Genomic DNA, 17,123 nt, shown 5'->3' with positions numbered 1-17,123 from the left:
GTCGCTAGAACGGTCTATTTTTAGCCGCTAATTTATCTTTATTTATGGGCGTTTTACCCGGTTTTACCGCTGCACCTTCTAAATATTTTTTGTAAAAGCAGTCTTGTGTGAAATGTACCGTCATTCGTTCAGGGTTGATAATCATAATCCCTTGATCAAAAAGACGATGTAAGCCAACGGAAAGCATTATTCCATTATCAATAGAATTATCATAATAATCACTATGTGTCTGAATATGAGCCGCTTCTATCGCAATAGTATCGCCGGTGATCGCGCAACGATGATGGTAATTCAAACTTATCGCTTTACGAAAAGCCGTCTGATCTGCGGTATCACGTCCCGTCGTGCTAATCTCTACTTTTTCGCCTCTGATATTAGTTATCGTCGCGGAAGATCGTAAAACGGGTTCAGTAGTGGTATGAGTTTTTCCCACTTCTGGATCGATGACAAACGTTTCAACCTTATTATTATGATCTTCTATGAGCGCCAGTGATCTCGTTTCATCTTTAGCCAGCGCGTAAGCGTCTCCGGTCGTCATCGTACGGATGGCTAATTGATAGGCCTCTACGTTATAGTAAGGACGGTCATCAACGGCTAATTGTTTGCGTAATGCCGCCTTAAGCTCCTCGTCACTCTTACGCTTTTTTTGTTCGCCAACCATCAATGTAAACACGTCTTGCTTATGGTCTCTTAGTTCTTTATCAAACGGAGATTTAATACGGCTAACAATAGGGGGTCTGTCTGAATACTTGCCATGCTTTTTATCTCTTTGGTGCGCACGCAAAGCCATCGTAGAACGAAATGACTTACCGCAGACTTCGCAATCAAGGAGAGAAGGGCGATTATTATCAGGCGCGTCGTCGCTATGATAATTTTTGATATGCAGGGCTAACGTTGCGGCTAAACGAAAGTCTGCACCACACATGTCGCAGTAATGGCGGTCTTTTCTTTTGTTCTTTTTGTTCACAGGGATCTTACTCAATACGAGAGGCGAAGGTTTCTCTACCCCGAGTATACATCCATATTCGCGATGAGGCACAATGTCCAGATAGAGAGACGTTGCTGTCATCATTACGAGAAGATGATAAGGAAATGGTCAATGCTCAAAGAAAACTTCAATGAACTGCAAATTTTTCTGGTGGTGGCAAGAGAGCGGAGTTTTACCAAAGCAGCCGCTAAGCTTGGCGTTTCGCAGTCAGCGTTGAGCCATGCGATGAAAGCGCTCGAAGAACGTTTACATATCCGTCTGTTAACACGAACCACCCGAAGCGTTGCGCCAACGGAAGCCGGAGAGCGAATTATTGCCTGTCTGGAGCCACGAATCGCCGAACTTGAACAAGAGTTCGAGGCGCTTGTTCAACTGAACGGAACCCCCTCAGGCAATATCCGCTTATCCGCCGGTGAACATGCCGCGCGGAGTCTGGTATGGCCAAAGCTGAAATCCTTCCTCAGAGAATACCCGGAAATCAATGTCGAATTGGTGGTTGATAATAGTTTTGTTGATGTTGTCGAAGGGCGTTTTGATGCCGGGGTTCGTCTTGGCGAAAGCGTTGATAAGGATATGATTGCGGTAAAAATTGGGCCGGATATGCGAATGGCCGTGGTCGGCGCACCGGCTTATTTTGCCGCAAACCCAGCACCTGAAACGCCACATGAATTACAACATCATCGGTGCATCAATATGCGCTTGCCAACGGCCGGCGGGCTTTATCATTGGGAATTCGAGAGGGAAGGGAAGCCGCTGCGCGTCAGGGTTGAAGGGCAACTGACGCTTAATTTGTTGTCAGAACGCATTGATGCGGCGTTATCCGGATTTGGTCTTGCCTGTGTCCCTGAGGATATGATTCAGGAGCATGTAAAATCAGGAGAACTTATTCAGGTGCTGCGGGCGTGGTGCCCGTTATTTCCCGGATACTACCTTTACTATCCCAACCGGAAACAGCATCCGCCAGCTTTTGCACTGATGATCGACGCGCTGCGGTATTCTGAATAATGGGTCTGCAGCGCTTCGCAGACCCGCTTGCGTTTAACGATCTACACGCGCCTGATGCTCCGGGGAATAACGATGGCCGACGATATTCACCGTTTCAAGCGCCTGGGTTATCCGCTGTAAATCATCCTGAGTAAGAAGAATGTCTGCGGCACCCAGGTTCTCCTCCAGGCGGTGCAGTTTGGTGGTGCCTGGGATGGGGACAATCCACGGTTTTTGTGCCAGCAGCCAGGCGAGGGCAATTTGCGCAGACGTTACCCCTTTTTCAGCCGCCAGTTTGCCCAGTAATACGACCAGTTTTTCATTCGCTTCCAGCGCTTGTGCGGCAAAACGCGGCACCTGGCTTCGGTAATCATCCTGACCAAACGTGGTTCCTGCGGTGATGGCCCCCGTCAGGAAACCTTTGCCTAACGGACTGAATGGCACGAAACCAATACCCAACTCTTCCAGTAACGGCAGGATTTCCTGTTCAGGTTCACGCCACCACATTGAATATTCGCTTTGCACAGCGGTAACCGGTTGGACGGCATGTGCCCGCCGAATAGTCTGCACGCCCGCTTCGGAAAGACCGAAATGTTTGACCTTACCTTCAGCAATCAGATCCTTCACCGTTCCCGCAACATCTTCAATGGGAACATTAGGATCGACGCGGTGCTGGTACAGCAGATCAATAACGTCTGTTTTGAGGCGGCGCAGTGATCCCTCCACGGCCTGGCGAATATGCTCCGGACGGCTGTTCAAAATTTGCTGCTTGTTGTCATCGCCAAAAGTGAAACCAAATTTAGTCGCGATAACGACGCGATCGCGAAACGGTTTTAAGGCTTCACCGACCACATCTTCGTTTTGATAGGGGCCATACACTTCGGCGGTGTCGAAGAAAGTGACGCCACGTTCAACCGCGGCACGAATGAGTTCGATAGCCTGACGGGGATCTGTCGCCGGGCCGTAGCCGTGACTGAGCCCCATGCAGCCAAGACCCAGCGTTGACACCTCGAGCCCGGATTTACCCAAATAACGTTTTTGCATTTAACATATACCTCTTGTTCGTGGCTTAAACGTCGAGTTTTCGGCCTGTTAACCATTCCACCATCGCAGGATCGCGGTGAGAGAAAAAGGCGCTGGTTGCGGTATCAAGGGCCGCAATTTGCAGCATATCCTGCGAACTGAGTTCAAAATCGAGAATGTTGATGTTCTCTTCCATGCGTTCTTTTCGCACCGATTTCGCCAGTGAAACGATGCCACGCTGGAAGATCCACCGCAGGACAACCTGGCCCACACTTTTGCCATACTTCTGACCGATCGCCGCTAATGCGGGATGCTGGAAAAGACCATTCTTACCTTCAGCAAAAGGGGCCCAGGCTTCCGGCTGAATGCCGCGGCTTTGCATCCACGGGACGGCATGTAACTGCTGATTGAAAGGGTTTACTTCAATCTGATTGACGGCGGGGACGACGTTGTTGAAAGCGATAAGGTCGGCAAGTCTGTCCGGATGGAAGTTACTTACGCCAATCGCGCGAATTTTCCCTGCCTGTTGCAATTCTTCCATGGCACGCCAGGCACCGTGGACGTCACCGTAAGGCTGGTGAATCAGATACAAGTCAACGTAATCAAGTTGAAGTCGATTCAGAGAACGTTCGAACTGTGCTTTAGCGCCTTCGTAATGGGTATCCTGTAACCAAAGTTTGGTGGTGACAAAAAGTTCTCTGCGTGAAATGCCGCTACGTTTCAGCGCGTTCCCAACCTGGATTTCATTCTGGTAGGAAGCGGCAGTATCAATAAGGCGATAACCCGTTTCGATAGCCTCGATAACGGCGCGTTCACACTCGGCGGCATCTGTCATCTGAAACACACCAAAACCCAGCAGGGGCATTTCAATACCGTTATTCAGTTTTACCGTTTGCATGACGTTATCCTTTAGCTGTTGTCGGGGAAAAGCATAGCGCAGAGTGATTTATTTGATTAGATGGGGTAATAAACTAGGGTTTATTAGTAACACTCATTAATTCGTCGAAATCTGACGAGAGGAGAAGTGCAGAAACGAAGATGGCTAACAAGCGTTGAAATGATATGGGTTGACGCGTTTTAAGCGAAAACCTGATGCCTTGTAAAACAGAGCACATCAGCGCAGGTGTATATGAATATGCGTACCAGAACGTTCACAGCCGAGATGGTCATCATCTGCCAATTGAATTGAAAAGAATGAAGGTTGCAGATGCAGACACCAAGAAGATGATTGGATGAAACGTACAATTGAAAATTTGAGTATGACCAAACCAGCGCGCAGCGAACGTGATGTTCGACAACGCCGCCGTGGAGAAAGTCATCATGACAAGCAAGCCAGCTTGTTGGTATTGGTGCTGAAGAAAGCGCGTTCAAAGGCTATCAGCGACCAGGACAATCATAACCACAAAACCCTGGATTCGGCATGATTCTATGTTAGTGCGCATAATGTATATTATGTTAAATAGATTATTACGATCGGTAACGTCATATACCGTCTCCACAACCATCCACAAAACCACCTCCACCTTCTGATAAATCAAAACGTTAGTGATTGTGGCTCCCTCTCGTTTCTTGCGTTAGGTGCAGAGTACATTTTCTTCATATCCATAGGGATCCTGATGAACATGGAAATTCTGTTGCAACGTCGTGATCACAGGTTTGTCCCTGTCTACTTGCCGCTACGAAATCGCTGTGTGTCACTAGTACAACTTTATAAATTTCTTAATCGACACCATGTCGACGCGAACGACTTCATTATCATCAGACATCTTTATGCTACCTCGCTGCTTAACGTTATCGTAGAATAATTTCAGATCTCCAAACAGTCCCATCTACAATCTGGCTTTCTGGGAAAACAATGAACAGCTATTTTGACTTTAATGCGCCGACGCTGGCACAACTGGATCCACTGCCCTTCTTTATTCGCAATGAAGCAACGGAAAAATACCTGGATGACCGACAGTTGACGATGGAGCGAAGCCACTGCCTGTCTGTCCATCTGTTTTGCCGTAAACTTGAAAAACGAGTTGAGGAATTCAATAGCAACCATTTTTTTCGCAGCCAGTTGGTCAACTTTTTGGAATCAGGTGAGGCTCAATTTATTTATGAATTACAGAAACAATGGCCTGCGGATGAATACCTGAAACGATTGACAACACATCTTCACCAGCTCAAAAAGCAGCTTGTCATTATTCAGATCTACCCGGTTTATACCCGACTGAATCACTTGATTAATAATCTTAAATTGTCGCTGGAAGAGGTCGATTATGATTTATCACGGCTCAGTGTTAGCCAGCCATTCTGGGTAATCGCGACGGCAAGTTATGGTAAAATTTTGATAAATCAACAACATACTATTGTTCTGGTCGATCAGCTAGAGCATTTGTCCAAGGAGAAACTCGCGCCAGGTAGTATCCTTTTTATCACTGTACCGATCTCAAATGACAATATTGAGTCGTTGTTTGCGCATCATCGCCCTCTAATTATCGCCTTTCGCAGCGAAACCGGCATGATTCAAATCGATGAACCAATACATTCTCTGCACAGATCGGCGTTTGCTATCCGGTGTGCTGCCGTCAATATCATGAAAAAAAAGCCTATGAGCACAGAAACGGAACAGCTTATGCCAGTGATTATTGAGGAAATGGATGCGCTGGAGTTACTGTTTGAAGAATACGCCAAAAGTCTGCGTTACCATCGCGAGCAGAACCATAAGATTCGTTATATATATGAAAAAATTAAACGCGTTCAGCTTAAAGTGATGCATCTGCGTTTTGAGCACAGAATGGATGTCCGCAAGCTCGGGTTCGATTTAGAGCGACTAGCAGATCACTTCAACAATTTAGATCAAAAGTGCGCGGCAATCATACGCCTTCCCCAAACCATTATGCAGGGTATCCACAATATAACTACCAACAGCAATCTCTATCGTGTCGACAACGAGCACCTGTTTAATGAAAACAATCTGACCGCTGCGTTGTTGACCTGGTTGAAGGCCAGCCTATCGCACCAGAGTTTTTCTGTCTTTCAGGAGGAGCCGATTGCTAATGGCAGAAGTGATATTTCTATTCATACCGGGCGACAACGGATCAGTGTCATTGAATCCAAGTTGGTGAAGGCACGCGACAAAGCCTCTGACATTCAGTCCAAAATCAAAGAAGGTATTTTTCAGCTCTATATCAAATATTCCGATGCGGTTGCACAGTCGTTAACCATGCCACCGGAAATGTATTTTGTGCTGTTTTGTTTTAACCCCAACTACCGGGGAATTCGCGACAACATCGCCGCCGCATTAGAAGCGCTTACCGGAGAACACAGTCGGCTGACGTTAACGCGCCTGGCGGATCCCAGCAACCTCTGCTTCCGTTTTCGTCTGCAAGAATCAGGTGGACAGTTCGCAGATAAGATCGTCGATATCAATTTGGTTATCGCCGCGCTACGTACCCAGGACAACCTCGATGATAAGCATGGGAAATACCGACGCTGACACAATGATGTTTTCTTCACGGTTGTTGCTGCACCTTCCTGCCAGTTGTACAAATAGCACCAACTGAGGAGAACATTGGGTGGGTAAAACAGCAGCAACCGCAGGACAAGCAACCTATTGATAAGTGACACTTAGCGTGGCGAACGCGTTAGCCGTTCCTGGTTTCACAGTATCTTTGGTTTGATAATAGCGCGCGGTGAGCGGAAAAGTTTCAACACCCACTGCGGAGGATTTCAGCAACAGGAGCTGGTTTAATTCAAGTGGGGCGCCATTATAGAGTAGTTGAACGCCAACGCCATCGGCTGTGCCATCGCTACCCTGCCCGCTTAGCTCCAGCACGGAGGACAAAGAAGCATCCGGGTTTTGCGTTCCCTGTAAGGTAATATTCACATTTGTGTCCGCATCACAGGTTAGCGATAAATCAGCCCCTGCCGAACCCACTACGCTCCCCGTTCGGGTAAAATTATCTGCAGTGACATCCCCCAGTTTGAACGTCATCGCATTGCCATTCGTCGTACATTTTACAACATCGACATTAATGTTCGCCGGGAAATTAACGTTGGGGAAATTCTGTACTGCGGCATTGGTGCTGGTTGCCCCTGAATAGAATATTTCTCCTGAGAGGGTGCCTGAGGATACCGTTGCGGCGGTTTTGTAGAACTCCACAAAAACATCCGTATATTGAATGTCACTCTTTATATCGTACTTCCAACTCCCACCATAAATATTGATATATCCCGATGCGGGATTACCGTTGAAATTATTTGCCGCCTCACTGATTTTCACCTTAAAGCCCAGGCCTGGAATATTCGACGCGATAATATGGTCGGATGACACCGTCTTATGGCTCCAGTACCATAAATATTGAGTTGCTGTATAATTATCATCACAGGAAATTGCCATTCGCATGATCTTTCCACTCCAGACAAGACCACCCACAGGCATATCTTTTTGGATTTTGAGCGTTGAGGGAAACCCAGATGCTACCGTGTCGCCAACGTTTGTACAGACTGGAACTCCGGCATAGACGTTATTAAGTGAAAAAATGACAATGGCCGCCAGAATCAGATTCAGGGCGATACTTTTATAATTCATCGTTATGCCTCAGCATAAATAAGAGGTTATTGATACTCGAAGGTGACTGTCATCGCCGCGCTGATTGTTCCCCCCGAAACCTGACCTGTTGAGGTGTAAACTCGCGCCCGCATATGATAGGTAAAATTGCCCTGGCTGATGGTGCCCGTTGACGTGGCACCGTTGCCCAGCTTTTCGCCTCCCGTTCCCTGCACCTGAATTGCAATATTCTGCGCATCTCCGTTATTTTTATACATATCAGACGGATTCTCGGTGTCCGGGTCGCCGCTGAACGTTGCAGTGACCGTTGTTGTTCCCGGCGGGCATGAGACAAGTGCTATGTCGAAAGGTACCCAGGGTGTGGTGTCTCCTGCCCTTTGCAGCGACAGACTTGTTAAGTCATCACCTAAGTTAACGGTCTGTACAACATTATCCTCCTGGATTTTACAGGGGGCGGCAATCACATTACCGGTGACATTAATATTGACGGTATCCGCAGCATCGGCTACTGAATTGACAATTAAGCCGATGAGTAGCGTTGATAGAAAAAATGTTATTTTACTCATTCATTTTCACTTTATAACAGCATTAAATATGACGTCACCAGGCCAAATTACTGGCAGAGCGAATTGATTATTTTCACGCTTCCTGCATCTCGACTTTCTTTCTCGGAATACAGCGCCGAGCAGTGCTGATCAGCCTGATCGCCCCACTTTATTTTCAGGATGTCACCATCTTCCATTCCCGTGGAATAGACCTGACCGTTATCGCCGACAATAAATGTGTGTTCGCCGTTGCGGCTTAATGTCGCAATCGCGCCAAACGGTACGGGGTGTCCGTTTGCCTGCATCAGGTTCATCAGAACTCGCATACCGGTATTGGCGACGTAGTTTGCGCGAACAACAGCTCCTCGTGTTGGAACCACGGACTGACTGGTCAACTCCAGTTCAACATTATCTGGCATGGTGTCCGGGCGCAGCGAAATATCATTTTTGCGATAGGGCGTGAGATTATTGGCCGTGGTATAGCCGCGGAAATCGGTTTTCACACCAACCTGATTCTGCACATAAACTCCGGCGGCTCCCGGCGCACTCACCAGCACGTTTGTCTCACCCAGCGGTTGTGAAAACGTCAGACCGTTTGCGTGGGCGATAACGCCCCCCTGCAATCCGTAGCTGATCCGTTTGCTATTTTTATCATAGGCATAACTGGTGGTGGCTTCAGCGTACGATCCTTTATAGTCACCGTTCAGGTTCCCGGTGACGTTGCGATTCGTCGTGTCATAGCCTTGCTGTATTCCCCAGTTCAGCTCATTGTTTGAGAGCGCGACGCCGCTGATCCCAACAGAATGCGTGCTGCCATTATTCTTGCTGGCATTCATGCTGTAATTCACCCAGCTATTGGACAAGAGCGAGTCTAATGGAATACTGATATTCAGTGAGACTTGCTGATCTTTATCGTAACTTCCCGAATCACCTTGTTGCCCTGCACTGCCATTTTTGCTGTAGGTATACGTCAGGCTCCAGGATACGCTGTGCCAGTTGTTGTTATAGCCCAGGCTGTACGACGCCATACTTTTATCTGAGTTCCAGTAGCTTTCCTTTACTGCACTGACCGTCAGCGATCCAAGGCCGGGGCTGAGAGCCTGGTTCATTGTCAGTTCCATGCGATTACGACGTCTATCCTGCAATGCGGAACTGTCGCCGTAAGAGTCGAGAACTTCTTGCATGCCATAATAGCCATTGGTGGAATAGCGATATCCGGCGATAGCAAAATCCGTTCCGGTAGTGGCGAAGTTTTTACTGTAACGAATACGCCATGACTGCCCGGTTGAGTCTTGCTGACCGTGAGGTTTTGACCATGCCTGAGTGACGTCGGCGGAAACAGCCCCGACTTCGCCCATGTTGATGCCCATACCACCTGCCACAGAGTGATATTTATCAGATTGCTGCGCACCGCCATAAACGGTCAATCCATAGGGTAAACCATAGATTCCAGTGATTTGCCCGAGAGGCGTTTTGGCCACACTACTGTTATAGGAGCGATACTGGCCTGCCGTGGCGGAATACTTAAACCGCCCTTCGCGCTGCAAAACAGGTAAGGACGCAAAGGCAACCGTAAAATGTTGCTCGCTGCCATCAGCCTCTTTGACCGTGACCTCCAGGTCGCCCGCGCCGCCGGTCGGATACATATCCGTAATCTCAAATGAGCCGGGAGCGACATAACTCTGATAGATGACATAGCCATTTTGCCGGATAACGACCTGTGCATTCGTCCGCGCAATGCCTCGAACCACAGGCGCGTATCCTTTTTGTGAGTCAGGGATCATATCGTCGTCAGAGGCCAACTGTGCCCCGCGAAACGGCAGGCTATCAAATACATCAGACGGGGATGAACTGTCGCCCGCCGTCAGTTGCGCACGCAGGGGTATCACGTCGCGTTGAAGGTAGGTGTAAACCGTATCCCAGCGATCCTGGCCGTTGCTGTCGCGGTTCCAGGTCGTGTAATTTCGCAGGCGCCATGGCCCGATGTTCAGTCCTGGTCGCAAATTGGCGTACTGGCTGTTCGTCGAGCTGCCATTGCTGGTGCTGTTATCGCCGCTCAGGCTGTAGTTAAGTAACGCCGCTGTAATCCCCTCATCCCATTTTTCCGGTGGGACAAAACCGTGTACCTGCGCAGACATCGCCGCCTGGGGAATGCGGATCGCTAAACGTTGCGCGCTGAACTGAAAATCCGCCGCGGCCTGAGGAATGACGCTGAGATCGGCACACTCCCCCTTTGCCATCAATTCACTGAATTGCCCGGTTTTCACCCCCCATGCCTCAAGCATCTCGGCGCTCAGACACGGGACTAATATCTCGTCACCCTTCGCATTTTTCCCGGCGATAAAGGTGATATCACGGGTATCTACACTCTGTTCATTCAAAAAAATTTCAACACGATAGGTGCCTGGAATTTGCGAACCACTTTCGAATGCAGAGAGATCAATCTTTTTGTTTCCAGGATTATCCAGCTCAAGTAACTCTGGATTAAAATAGTCCCGTGCCATTGCCAAATGAGATATTGATGTTAACGAAATAAAAATAATATAAACCAGTCGAATCGGTTTCAACGATACGACCTGTAATGAGTTATTCATAACGTCTCTATTCCACCCGCAATATATCCGGGGTTCATGGATTTATATACTCGCGTGGTGAACCTCACCCGTCCCACCAAAATCATTAATGATTTTGTAGGTCACATCCCCTCCATTAATTCCCTGAGGTAACGTAAATTGAGCAGTCGACCCAGGGAGCACATACGTGACATTGTCAACTTTCTTGCCACTCACAGAAATACCGTTAAAATTGATGATGTATCGACCAGGGTTCGTCACCTGAATTTGGTTTCCTGATTTATTCCAGTGCAGTTGTTCCGCTTCTTTTTCAAGTGAAACCTCTACCAGGCTTGCCGGGCGATATATTAACTTTATCTTTGTTTTAATGGCTATCTGTAGTGTATTGGCTTTCTGTTCGGTAGAGGGGATGGCTTTTATATTTAACCAGAATAAAGATTCTTTATCCTGAGGAAGTGCATCAGTCAGAACAATGCGCTCGACATTTTTTTGCCCCCCATCCAGACGATAAAGTGGTGGGGTAATAATAAAGTGATTTTTCTCAGTGCCACCATTTTGCGTTTCCACCCAGGACTGAATGAGATAGGGAACTGTATCCGGGTTATTGACCGCGATAGCGGCCTCTTTTTTCGCCCCATCATACACCACGCGCGTTCCTTCGACGGCGACGCCTGCAATTGCGGTCGTCGCACAGGCAGAGAAAGAAATAGCAGAAATGAATAACTTACTGAGAAAACGCATTGATACCTCGATAAAAGGGCCAACAATGACCCTTGCAGGAAATTAGTTGTATATTATAGAGAAGTTTGTTGAGCCATTTGCATCACCACCTGTAATCGTTAAAGATGTTGATTTATATTGCGCGTAAAAATCCAGATTATTTGTACCCGCGACCAGCGGATAGCTGTAACCATTCGTGCCATACAGCGGCAGATCGGCTTTATCTGCGGTCATGAGATTAATAGCAACGCCTGCTGCTTTACCGGTACCGGTATCAATCGCCAATAATGTTGCGTCTGTATTATCTGTCGCACCTTCGAATCTCAACGTTGCGGCGGTGACAGTGTCCGGGCAATTGATTAATTTCACTGTGAATGGAACCGGAACGGTTTTGGCACCCACTGCCAGAAATTCAGATTTGCCATACTCTCCCAGCGGTACTGTTTGATTTTGCGAACCGATATCGACTTCGCATGCTTCCTCTTTTATTACCCCAGTGAACTTAACCGTTCCTGATGTCGCGAACGAATTAGTTACCACCAGCGTGGTAGCGGCCGCTATTAAAATCCTTAACAGATTTTTTTTCATTTCCATTTCCTTATTGTTTGGTGAGTGAACATAATATTATTTGATGGATTCAAATTAATATTGTTTGATGAGAAAGAAGTTTATTTCAGTAAGGCACGGGTCACAATTTAAAACAAATATAATCATAGACTTTGTCTGTAACAAAAAACCAACAACCAGGGGCGGGTTTTATTGCGGAAGTGGTGAATAAATTGTTATTTTAGAAGTCTAAAATTAGCGTGTTTTTATACTAAAACCTGCTTTCTCACAGGGATAACAGAAGGTTGCATCTTCATTTTTTTTTGGTTAGTTTGGCTTCAGTCGCTAAAGACAAGCAAAACTGTGCTGATAGCTACCTATACTAAGAAAAACTGCACCATTATTGAAGGTTCTACTATGTCTGAACGTTTACCTGTTTCAATGATCACCCCCCCGTCACCTTATTCTAAAGAATTGGTAGAAAAATTATTACCTTACGCTGAACTAAAACGCATCGCTGCCCGAAAGCGTCTGTTTATTAGCGTCGGGCAGAATTATTATTGCTATCTGGTTGTCAGCGGGAAGGTGACTTTGCATCGCAACGATGACGATCTGGTGCTGGCAACGTTGAGTTCCCCCTCTCTGGTGGGTATTGGTAATCTGGCGACCCATTCCATGAACGGGTATTTAAAGATGCTGACCCCCTGCGATATCGGCGTGATCCCCCTCGATAATGCCCGTAAAATTATTCAGAAACACGATCTCTGGGAACTGCTGGCCATGCATATGATGGTGGTCACCAACAAACTCTACGCCTCCAGCAAGAACCTGACAGCACCGACCGCCTACGACATTATTAAGGCTCAACTTAATGAGCTCATGAGTGAAAATCAAAATTTACGTAACACGGTTACGGCTGAAAATTACATCCGTGACAGAACCAATCTGTCCCGAAGCGGGATTATGCGGATCTTGTCCGAACTGAAAGAGGGAGGCTATATCGAAATCAACAGAGGTATTCTGATCAATGTGAATAAATTGCCTGCCAAATTTTGACCGCTCAGGTCGCGATTTTATCTTTGCGATAATGCATAGATTTACGTAAATGAAAATATCGCACACTGCGTAAACTCTGCCTTTTCCGCATCATATTTCCCCCGTTAAAACCGACACCAGCAACGCGATATAATGCCTGGATTGTTTGCCGATAACCCGACTTTCTTGTACCCTTCTTTTGCACTCCTGATGACACACAACAGAAACCGGATTTTTCATAATGACCGCTCACTTTTCTAACGATCCTTTGCATGGCGTGACGCTTGAAATGCAAGTTAATGCACTTGTTGCGCGTTATGGCTGGGTTAAGCTGGCTCAACTGATCAACATCAACTGCTTTAAGAATGACCCCAGTGTCAAATCGAGTTTAAAATTTTTGCGCCGTACGCCGTGGGCCCGCGCGGAAGTTGAAGCGCTATATCTTGATTCTCTGAATGATGAAGAGCCTGAAGTAAAGGATGAACCTGCTTTTAATCCGTGGACTGAGGGGCGCAGTAATAAGGATTAATCCCCTGCTCTGCCAGTCCGTCTGTATGCCGCACGCTTCGTATTGACTTACGTTCGAATAATACGAGAATGACCTTCTCACGTGATCATCGGAAAACTGGCATACATGGATATCTGCTCTCGTCGCCTCCAGCTTATGGCTAAAAAGTCATTCTCACTTATCGCAATGGCTCTTTTACTTTCCAGTTGTTCCTCAGAACCTCCCGTTTCGCTTGTCACGCCGTCAACACCGGTCACGCCGGGTAAATCTCAACAGAGCCAGCAACCCATGCGCGGTATCTGGTTGGCAACGGTTTCTCGTCTTGACTGGCCGCCGGTGTCATCTGTCAATGTGAGTGATACAACCCGTCGGGTTCAACTGCAGCAAAAAGCGCTAACCGATAAGCTGGATCAGTTGAAAAGCATTGGTATCAATACCGTATTTTTCCAGGTTAAGCCCGACGGTACGGCGCTCTGGCCTTCGGAGATTTTGCCCTGGTCAGATCTCATGACCGGTACCATCGGTGAAAATCCGGGGTATGATCCGCTGCAATTTATGCTTGATGAAGCGCATAAACGCGGCATGAAAGTGCATGCATGGTTTAATCCGTATCGCGTTTCCACCAACACGAAGTCGTCGACCGTCGCCGAACTGAACAGCACGGTGTCGCAACGCCCTTCCAGCGTTTTTGTGTCGCACCGTGACTGGATCCGAACCGCGGGCGATCGTTTTGTCCTCGACCCGGGTATCCCGGAGGCGCGTGACTGGATAACCCGCATTGTCGCTGAAGTCGTCTCGCGTTATCCGGTCGATGGCGTGCAGTTTGATGACTACTTCTATACAGAGTCTCCAGGTTCCACGCTCAATGATAACGAAACCTTCCGAAAATACGGCGGCGCATTCGCATCGAAAGCGGACTGGCGTCGGCACAATACGCAATTGCTGATAGAACAGGTTTCGCGAACCATTAACACGCTAAAACCTGACGTCGAATTTGGGGTGAGTCCGGCCGGCGTATGGCGTAATCGCTCACACGATCCTGCCGGTTCCGACACGCGAGGCGCCGCTGCCTACGATGAATCTTTTGCGGACACGCGTCGCTGGGTTCAGCAAGGATTACTCGATTACATCGCCCCGCAAATTTACTGGCCTTTTTCGCGCAGCGCGGCCCGTTATGATGTGCTGGCAAAATGGTGGGCCGATGTCGTGAAGCCGACCAACACGCGGCTCTATATCGGAATTGCCCTGTATAAAGTGGGCGAGCCGTCCAAAAATGAACCGGACTGGATGATCAATGGCGGCGTGCCTGAGCTTAAAAAGCAGCTTGATTTGAATGAATCGGTGCCACAAATTAGCGGCACTATCTTGTTCAGAGAAGACTATCTCAACCAGCCGCAAACGCAGCAGGCGGTCAACTATCTGAGAAGTCGCTGGGGCAGTTAACGAGCCCTCCCTTCCCTGTAATTAACGCCTGGCAACGTGCAGCAGCAGATTGCACGTTGTCGGGTTTAGCTATATTTCACTTTCCTGACGGGCATAGAGATACGCCGTTGCTCTGGAAATACCAAGATGCTGAGCGATGGTTTCCATCGATTTTTTCACCTCCAAAAGACCGTCTTTACGTAATTCCTGAATAACGGCTTTGCGGTCAGCAACGTTGAGCGCACGTGCCGTGGTCGCACGTTTGGCGGCGTAACTGTCGATACGCTGGCGGATCGCCTCCGATCCTGTCGGTTCTATATGTTCCTGTACGGCGGTATTTTCGATCTCGGTGAAACGCGCTAACGCACTTTGCATCCCCCGAAAAAGCGTCATGTCCACGTTCAGACACAGGGCCGCGACGTACTGGCCGTCATTATCTTTAATGCCAATCGACGTGCTTTTCACCGGGCGGCCATCGGCAAATTGATTCGCGTAGTTCGCCACAATGTTGGGAAAATCCGGCGAGGCAATACGTGCTAGCCCCAACTCGGTTGCAGGCTGTCCTGCTTCTCTGCCGGATAAGTTGTTATGGATCGCGAGAATTGCATGTTCGGGATTTTTAAGATCGTGCACAACAACTTCGCAGAAGGGCGAAAAGGTTTCACTGAGTCCTTTTGCAATGATATCAAGTTGACCTAACAGTGAATTTTCCTCGGGTTTAGACATTTTCTCTCCTGCGAACGACGCAATATTTCCGGTGCAGTCTAAAGAAAAAGGATATCTGCTGCCAGATATCCTCGCGTATTTAGCCCGCCAGAAACTCGCTATAACGGCTGATATCGACGTTACCACCGCTGATAATGACCCCCACCCGTTTCCCGCGTAACCGTTCTTTATTGGCCCGTGCCGCCGCAAATCCTAAGCAGCCGGTCGGCTCAACCACCATTTTCATTCGCTCGGCGAAAAAGATCATTGAGTCAATAAGTTCCTGATCGGAAACCGTAAGAATATCATCGACGTGTTTCTGAATGAGCGGAAACGTATACTGCCCAAGGTGCTGGGTTTGCGCGCCGTCGGCAATGGTTTTAGGGGTATCAATGTGGACGATGTTGCCGCTGCGAAATGACTGCTGTCCGTCATTGCCCGCTTCTGGCTCGACGCCATAAATTTTGCACTCTGGCGACAAATGCCGTGCGGCCAGCGCTGAACCGGAAAGCAATCCGCCGCCGCCGAGACACACATACAGCACATCGAGCGGGCCGACCTCTTCGATCAACTCTTTGGCGGCGGTACCCTGTCCGGCAATCACATGTGGGTGATCATAGGGCGGGATGAGCGTCAGTCCGTGTTTTGTCGCCAGATCCCGGCCAATCTGCTCGCGGTCTTCGGTATAACGATTGTAGACAACCACATTGCCGCCGTACCCTTTCGTCGCCGCCACTTTTGCCGCAGGTGCATCGTGCGGCATGACAATTGTCGCCGGGATGTTTAATAGCTTTGCCGCCAGCGCAATGGCCTGGGCGTGATTACCGGAAGAAAACGTGACGACGCCAGCCGCGCGCTGTTGTGGCGTAAACTGGCTGAGGGCGTTCATCGCACCACGAAACTTAAATGCGCCCATACGCTGGTAGTTTTCACACTTAAAAAATACTTCCGCCGAAAACGCATCATTCACCGTACGGGACGTCAGCACCGGCGTGCGGTTGGCATAGCCTTCGATGCGCTGCGTTGCAGCAACCACATCGTTATACTCAGGGAATTGCAGTGAAGTCATATCATTAACTCCGAATAGTTCAGGAAGAAGAACGAGCAAGGGCAACGGCTTCAACTTCTACGGCAAATCCATAATGAAGCGCATCAACGCCCGCCACCACGCGAGCAGGTTTAAACTCTCCCAGCCATTGTGCGTAAATCTGATTGAACAAGGGCCATTGCGAGACATCGGTGACATAGATTCTGACCGACACCAGTGAGGCGCGGTCTGTTCCTGCCGCGGCGAGGCAGGCATCGAGGTTCGCCAGCACCTGATGCACCTGCTCCTCGAACGAGGCGGCGGGATTGATTTCACCTGCTGCGGTAACGGGTAATTGACCCGAGACAAACACAAAACCTCCGGCGGTGCAGGTGTGCGAGTAGTGGCCTGCAGGGCTCACGCCGGACGTCATGTTTCTGAGGATAATGTCGGAAGACATACGTACTCTCCGTATCGGTTATAAGACAA

At 48.5% G+C, this 17,123-nt stretch carries 17 protein-coding genes; 6 read left to right on the top strand and 11 right to left on the bottom strand.

The genetic code is table 11. From position 1 onward, the window contains the following. Window positions 1-4: 4 nt before the first annotated feature. Complete coding sequence (locus tag ACO7SM_RS11315; RefSeq protein WP_490467625.1) at window positions 5-967, bottom strand: HNH endonuclease; 963 nt, start codon at window positions 965-967, stop codon at window positions 5-7. Window positions 968-1,099: 132 nt separating this feature from the next. Here ACO7SM_RS11315 and ACO7SM_RS11310 point away from each other — a divergent pair, with 132 nt between their 5' ends. Further along, window positions 1,100-1,993 carry a LysR family transcriptional regulator gene (locus tag ACO7SM_RS11310; protein WP_490467624.1) on the top strand — a complete coding sequence of 298 codons (894 nt, stop codon included), beginning with the start codon at window positions 1,100-1,102 and terminating at the stop codon, window positions 1,991-1,993. Between the two features lie 33 nt (window positions 1,994-2,026). Here ACO7SM_RS11310 and ACO7SM_RS11305 read toward each other — a convergent pair whose 3' ends face one another. Continuing rightward, on the bottom strand, window positions 2,027-3,016 hold the full coding sequence (locus ACO7SM_RS11305) for an aldo/keto reductase (RefSeq protein WP_490467623.1): 990 nt from the start codon (window positions 3,014-3,016) through the stop codon (window positions 2,027-2,029). 25 nt (window positions 3,017-3,041) lie between these two features. Continuing rightward, window positions 3,042-3,893 (bottom strand): aldo/keto reductase, encoded by an 852-nt coding sequence (locus ACO7SM_RS11300; protein WP_490467622.1) that lies wholly within the window; start codon window positions 3,891-3,893, stop codon window positions 3,042-3,044. 334 nt (window positions 3,894-4,227) lie between these two features. Between ACO7SM_RS11300 and ACO7SM_RS11295 the strand changes: the two genes are divergently transcribed. Beyond that, on the top strand, window positions 4,228-4,419 hold the full coding sequence (locus ACO7SM_RS11295) for a hypothetical protein (RefSeq protein WP_490467621.1): 192 nt from the start codon (window positions 4,228-4,230) through the stop codon (window positions 4,417-4,419). A 431-nt stretch (window positions 4,420-4,850) separates the two neighbouring features. Then, window positions 4,851-6,479, top strand: coding sequence for a hypothetical protein (locus ACO7SM_RS11290; RefSeq protein WP_490467620.1), 1,629 nt, complete (start codon window positions 4,851-4,853; stop codon window positions 6,477-6,479). A gap of 114 nt (window positions 6,480-6,593) precedes the next feature. On the opposite strand, the gene ACO7SM_RS11285 is transcribed toward ACO7SM_RS11290, so the two are convergent. The 5 genes from ACO7SM_RS11285 to ACO7SM_RS11265 are packed head-to-tail and all read right to left on the bottom strand — an operon-like array spanning window position 6,594 to window position 11,979. Further along, window positions 6,594-7,574, bottom strand: a complete 981-nt coding sequence (locus tag ACO7SM_RS11285) for a fimbrial protein (protein ID WP_490467619.1) — start codon at window positions 7,572-7,574, stop codon at window positions 6,594-6,596. Window positions 7,575-7,600: 26 nt separating this feature from the next. Then, the gene (locus ACO7SM_RS11280; protein WP_490467618.1) at window positions 7,601-8,119 is read right to left on the bottom strand and encodes a fimbrial protein; all 519 of its coding nucleotides are present in this window, start codon (window positions 8,117-8,119) and stop codon (window positions 7,601-7,603) included. Window positions 8,120-8,166: 47 nt separating this feature from the next. After that, window positions 8,167-10,692, bottom strand: coding sequence for a fimbria/pilus outer membrane usher protein (locus tag ACO7SM_RS11275; RefSeq protein WP_490467617.1), 2,526 nt, complete (start codon window positions 10,690-10,692; stop codon window positions 8,167-8,169). A gap of 42 nt (window positions 10,693-10,734) precedes the next feature. Next, window positions 10,735-11,412, bottom strand: coding sequence for a fimbrial biogenesis chaperone (locus tag ACO7SM_RS11270; protein ID WP_490467616.1), 678 nt, complete (start codon window positions 11,410-11,412; stop codon window positions 10,735-10,737). A 42-nt stretch (window positions 11,413-11,454) separates the two neighbouring features. After that, window positions 11,455-11,979 (bottom strand): fimbrial protein, encoded by a 525-nt coding sequence (locus tag ACO7SM_RS11265; RefSeq protein WP_490467615.1) that lies wholly within the window; start codon window positions 11,977-11,979, stop codon window positions 11,455-11,457. Window positions 11,980-12,354: 375 nt separating this feature from the next. Between ACO7SM_RS11265 and ACO7SM_RS11260 the strand changes: the two genes are divergently transcribed. The 3 genes from ACO7SM_RS11260 to ACO7SM_RS11250 all read left to right on the top strand — a co-directional run bounded on the left by ACO7SM_RS11260 (window position 12,355) and on the right by ACO7SM_RS11250 (window position 14,923). After that, on the top strand, window positions 12,355-12,993 hold the full coding sequence (locus ACO7SM_RS11260) for a winged helix-turn-helix transcriptional regulator (protein WP_490467614.1): 639 nt from the start codon (window positions 12,355-12,357) through the stop codon (window positions 12,991-12,993). 220 nt (window positions 12,994-13,213) lie between these two features. Next, the gene (locus ACO7SM_RS11255) at window positions 13,214-13,501 is read left to right on the top strand and encodes a VF530 family protein (protein WP_490467613.1); all 288 of its coding nucleotides are present in this window, start codon (window positions 13,214-13,216) and stop codon (window positions 13,499-13,501) included. 105 nt (window positions 13,502-13,606) lie between these two features. Continuing rightward, a complete protein-coding gene (locus ACO7SM_RS11250; protein ID WP_490470930.1) occupies window positions 13,607-14,923 on the top strand; it encodes a glycoside hydrolase family 10-like protein in 1,317 nt (438 codons plus the stop codon). A gap of 69 nt (window positions 14,924-14,992) precedes the next feature. On the opposite strand, the gene ACO7SM_RS11245 is transcribed toward ACO7SM_RS11250, so the two are convergent. From ACO7SM_RS11245 to ACO7SM_RS11235, 3 genes are all read right to left on the bottom strand, one after another. Beyond that, window positions 14,993-15,628: a helix-turn-helix transcriptional regulator gene (locus tag ACO7SM_RS11245; RefSeq protein ID WP_490467612.1), complete on the bottom strand. Its 636-nt coding sequence runs from the start codon at window positions 15,626-15,628 to the stop codon at window positions 14,993-14,995. Between the two features lie 79 nt (window positions 15,629-15,707). Continuing rightward, window positions 15,708-16,676, bottom strand: coding sequence for a threo-3-hydroxy-L-aspartate ammonia-lyase (locus ACO7SM_RS11240; RefSeq protein ID WP_490467611.1), 969 nt, complete (start codon window positions 16,674-16,676; stop codon window positions 15,708-15,710). Window positions 16,677-16,695: 19 nt separating this feature from the next. Then, the gene (locus ACO7SM_RS11235) at window positions 16,696-17,094 is read right to left on the bottom strand and encodes a RidA family protein (protein ID WP_192612199.1); all 399 of its coding nucleotides are present in this window, start codon (window positions 17,092-17,094) and stop codon (window positions 16,696-16,698) included. Window positions 17,095-17,123 lie beyond the last annotated feature (29 nt).

Source organism: Citrobacter sp. LJND-P06 (assembly GCF_058188415.1).
This window is presented reverse-complemented; position numbering and strand designations above follow the sequence as displayed.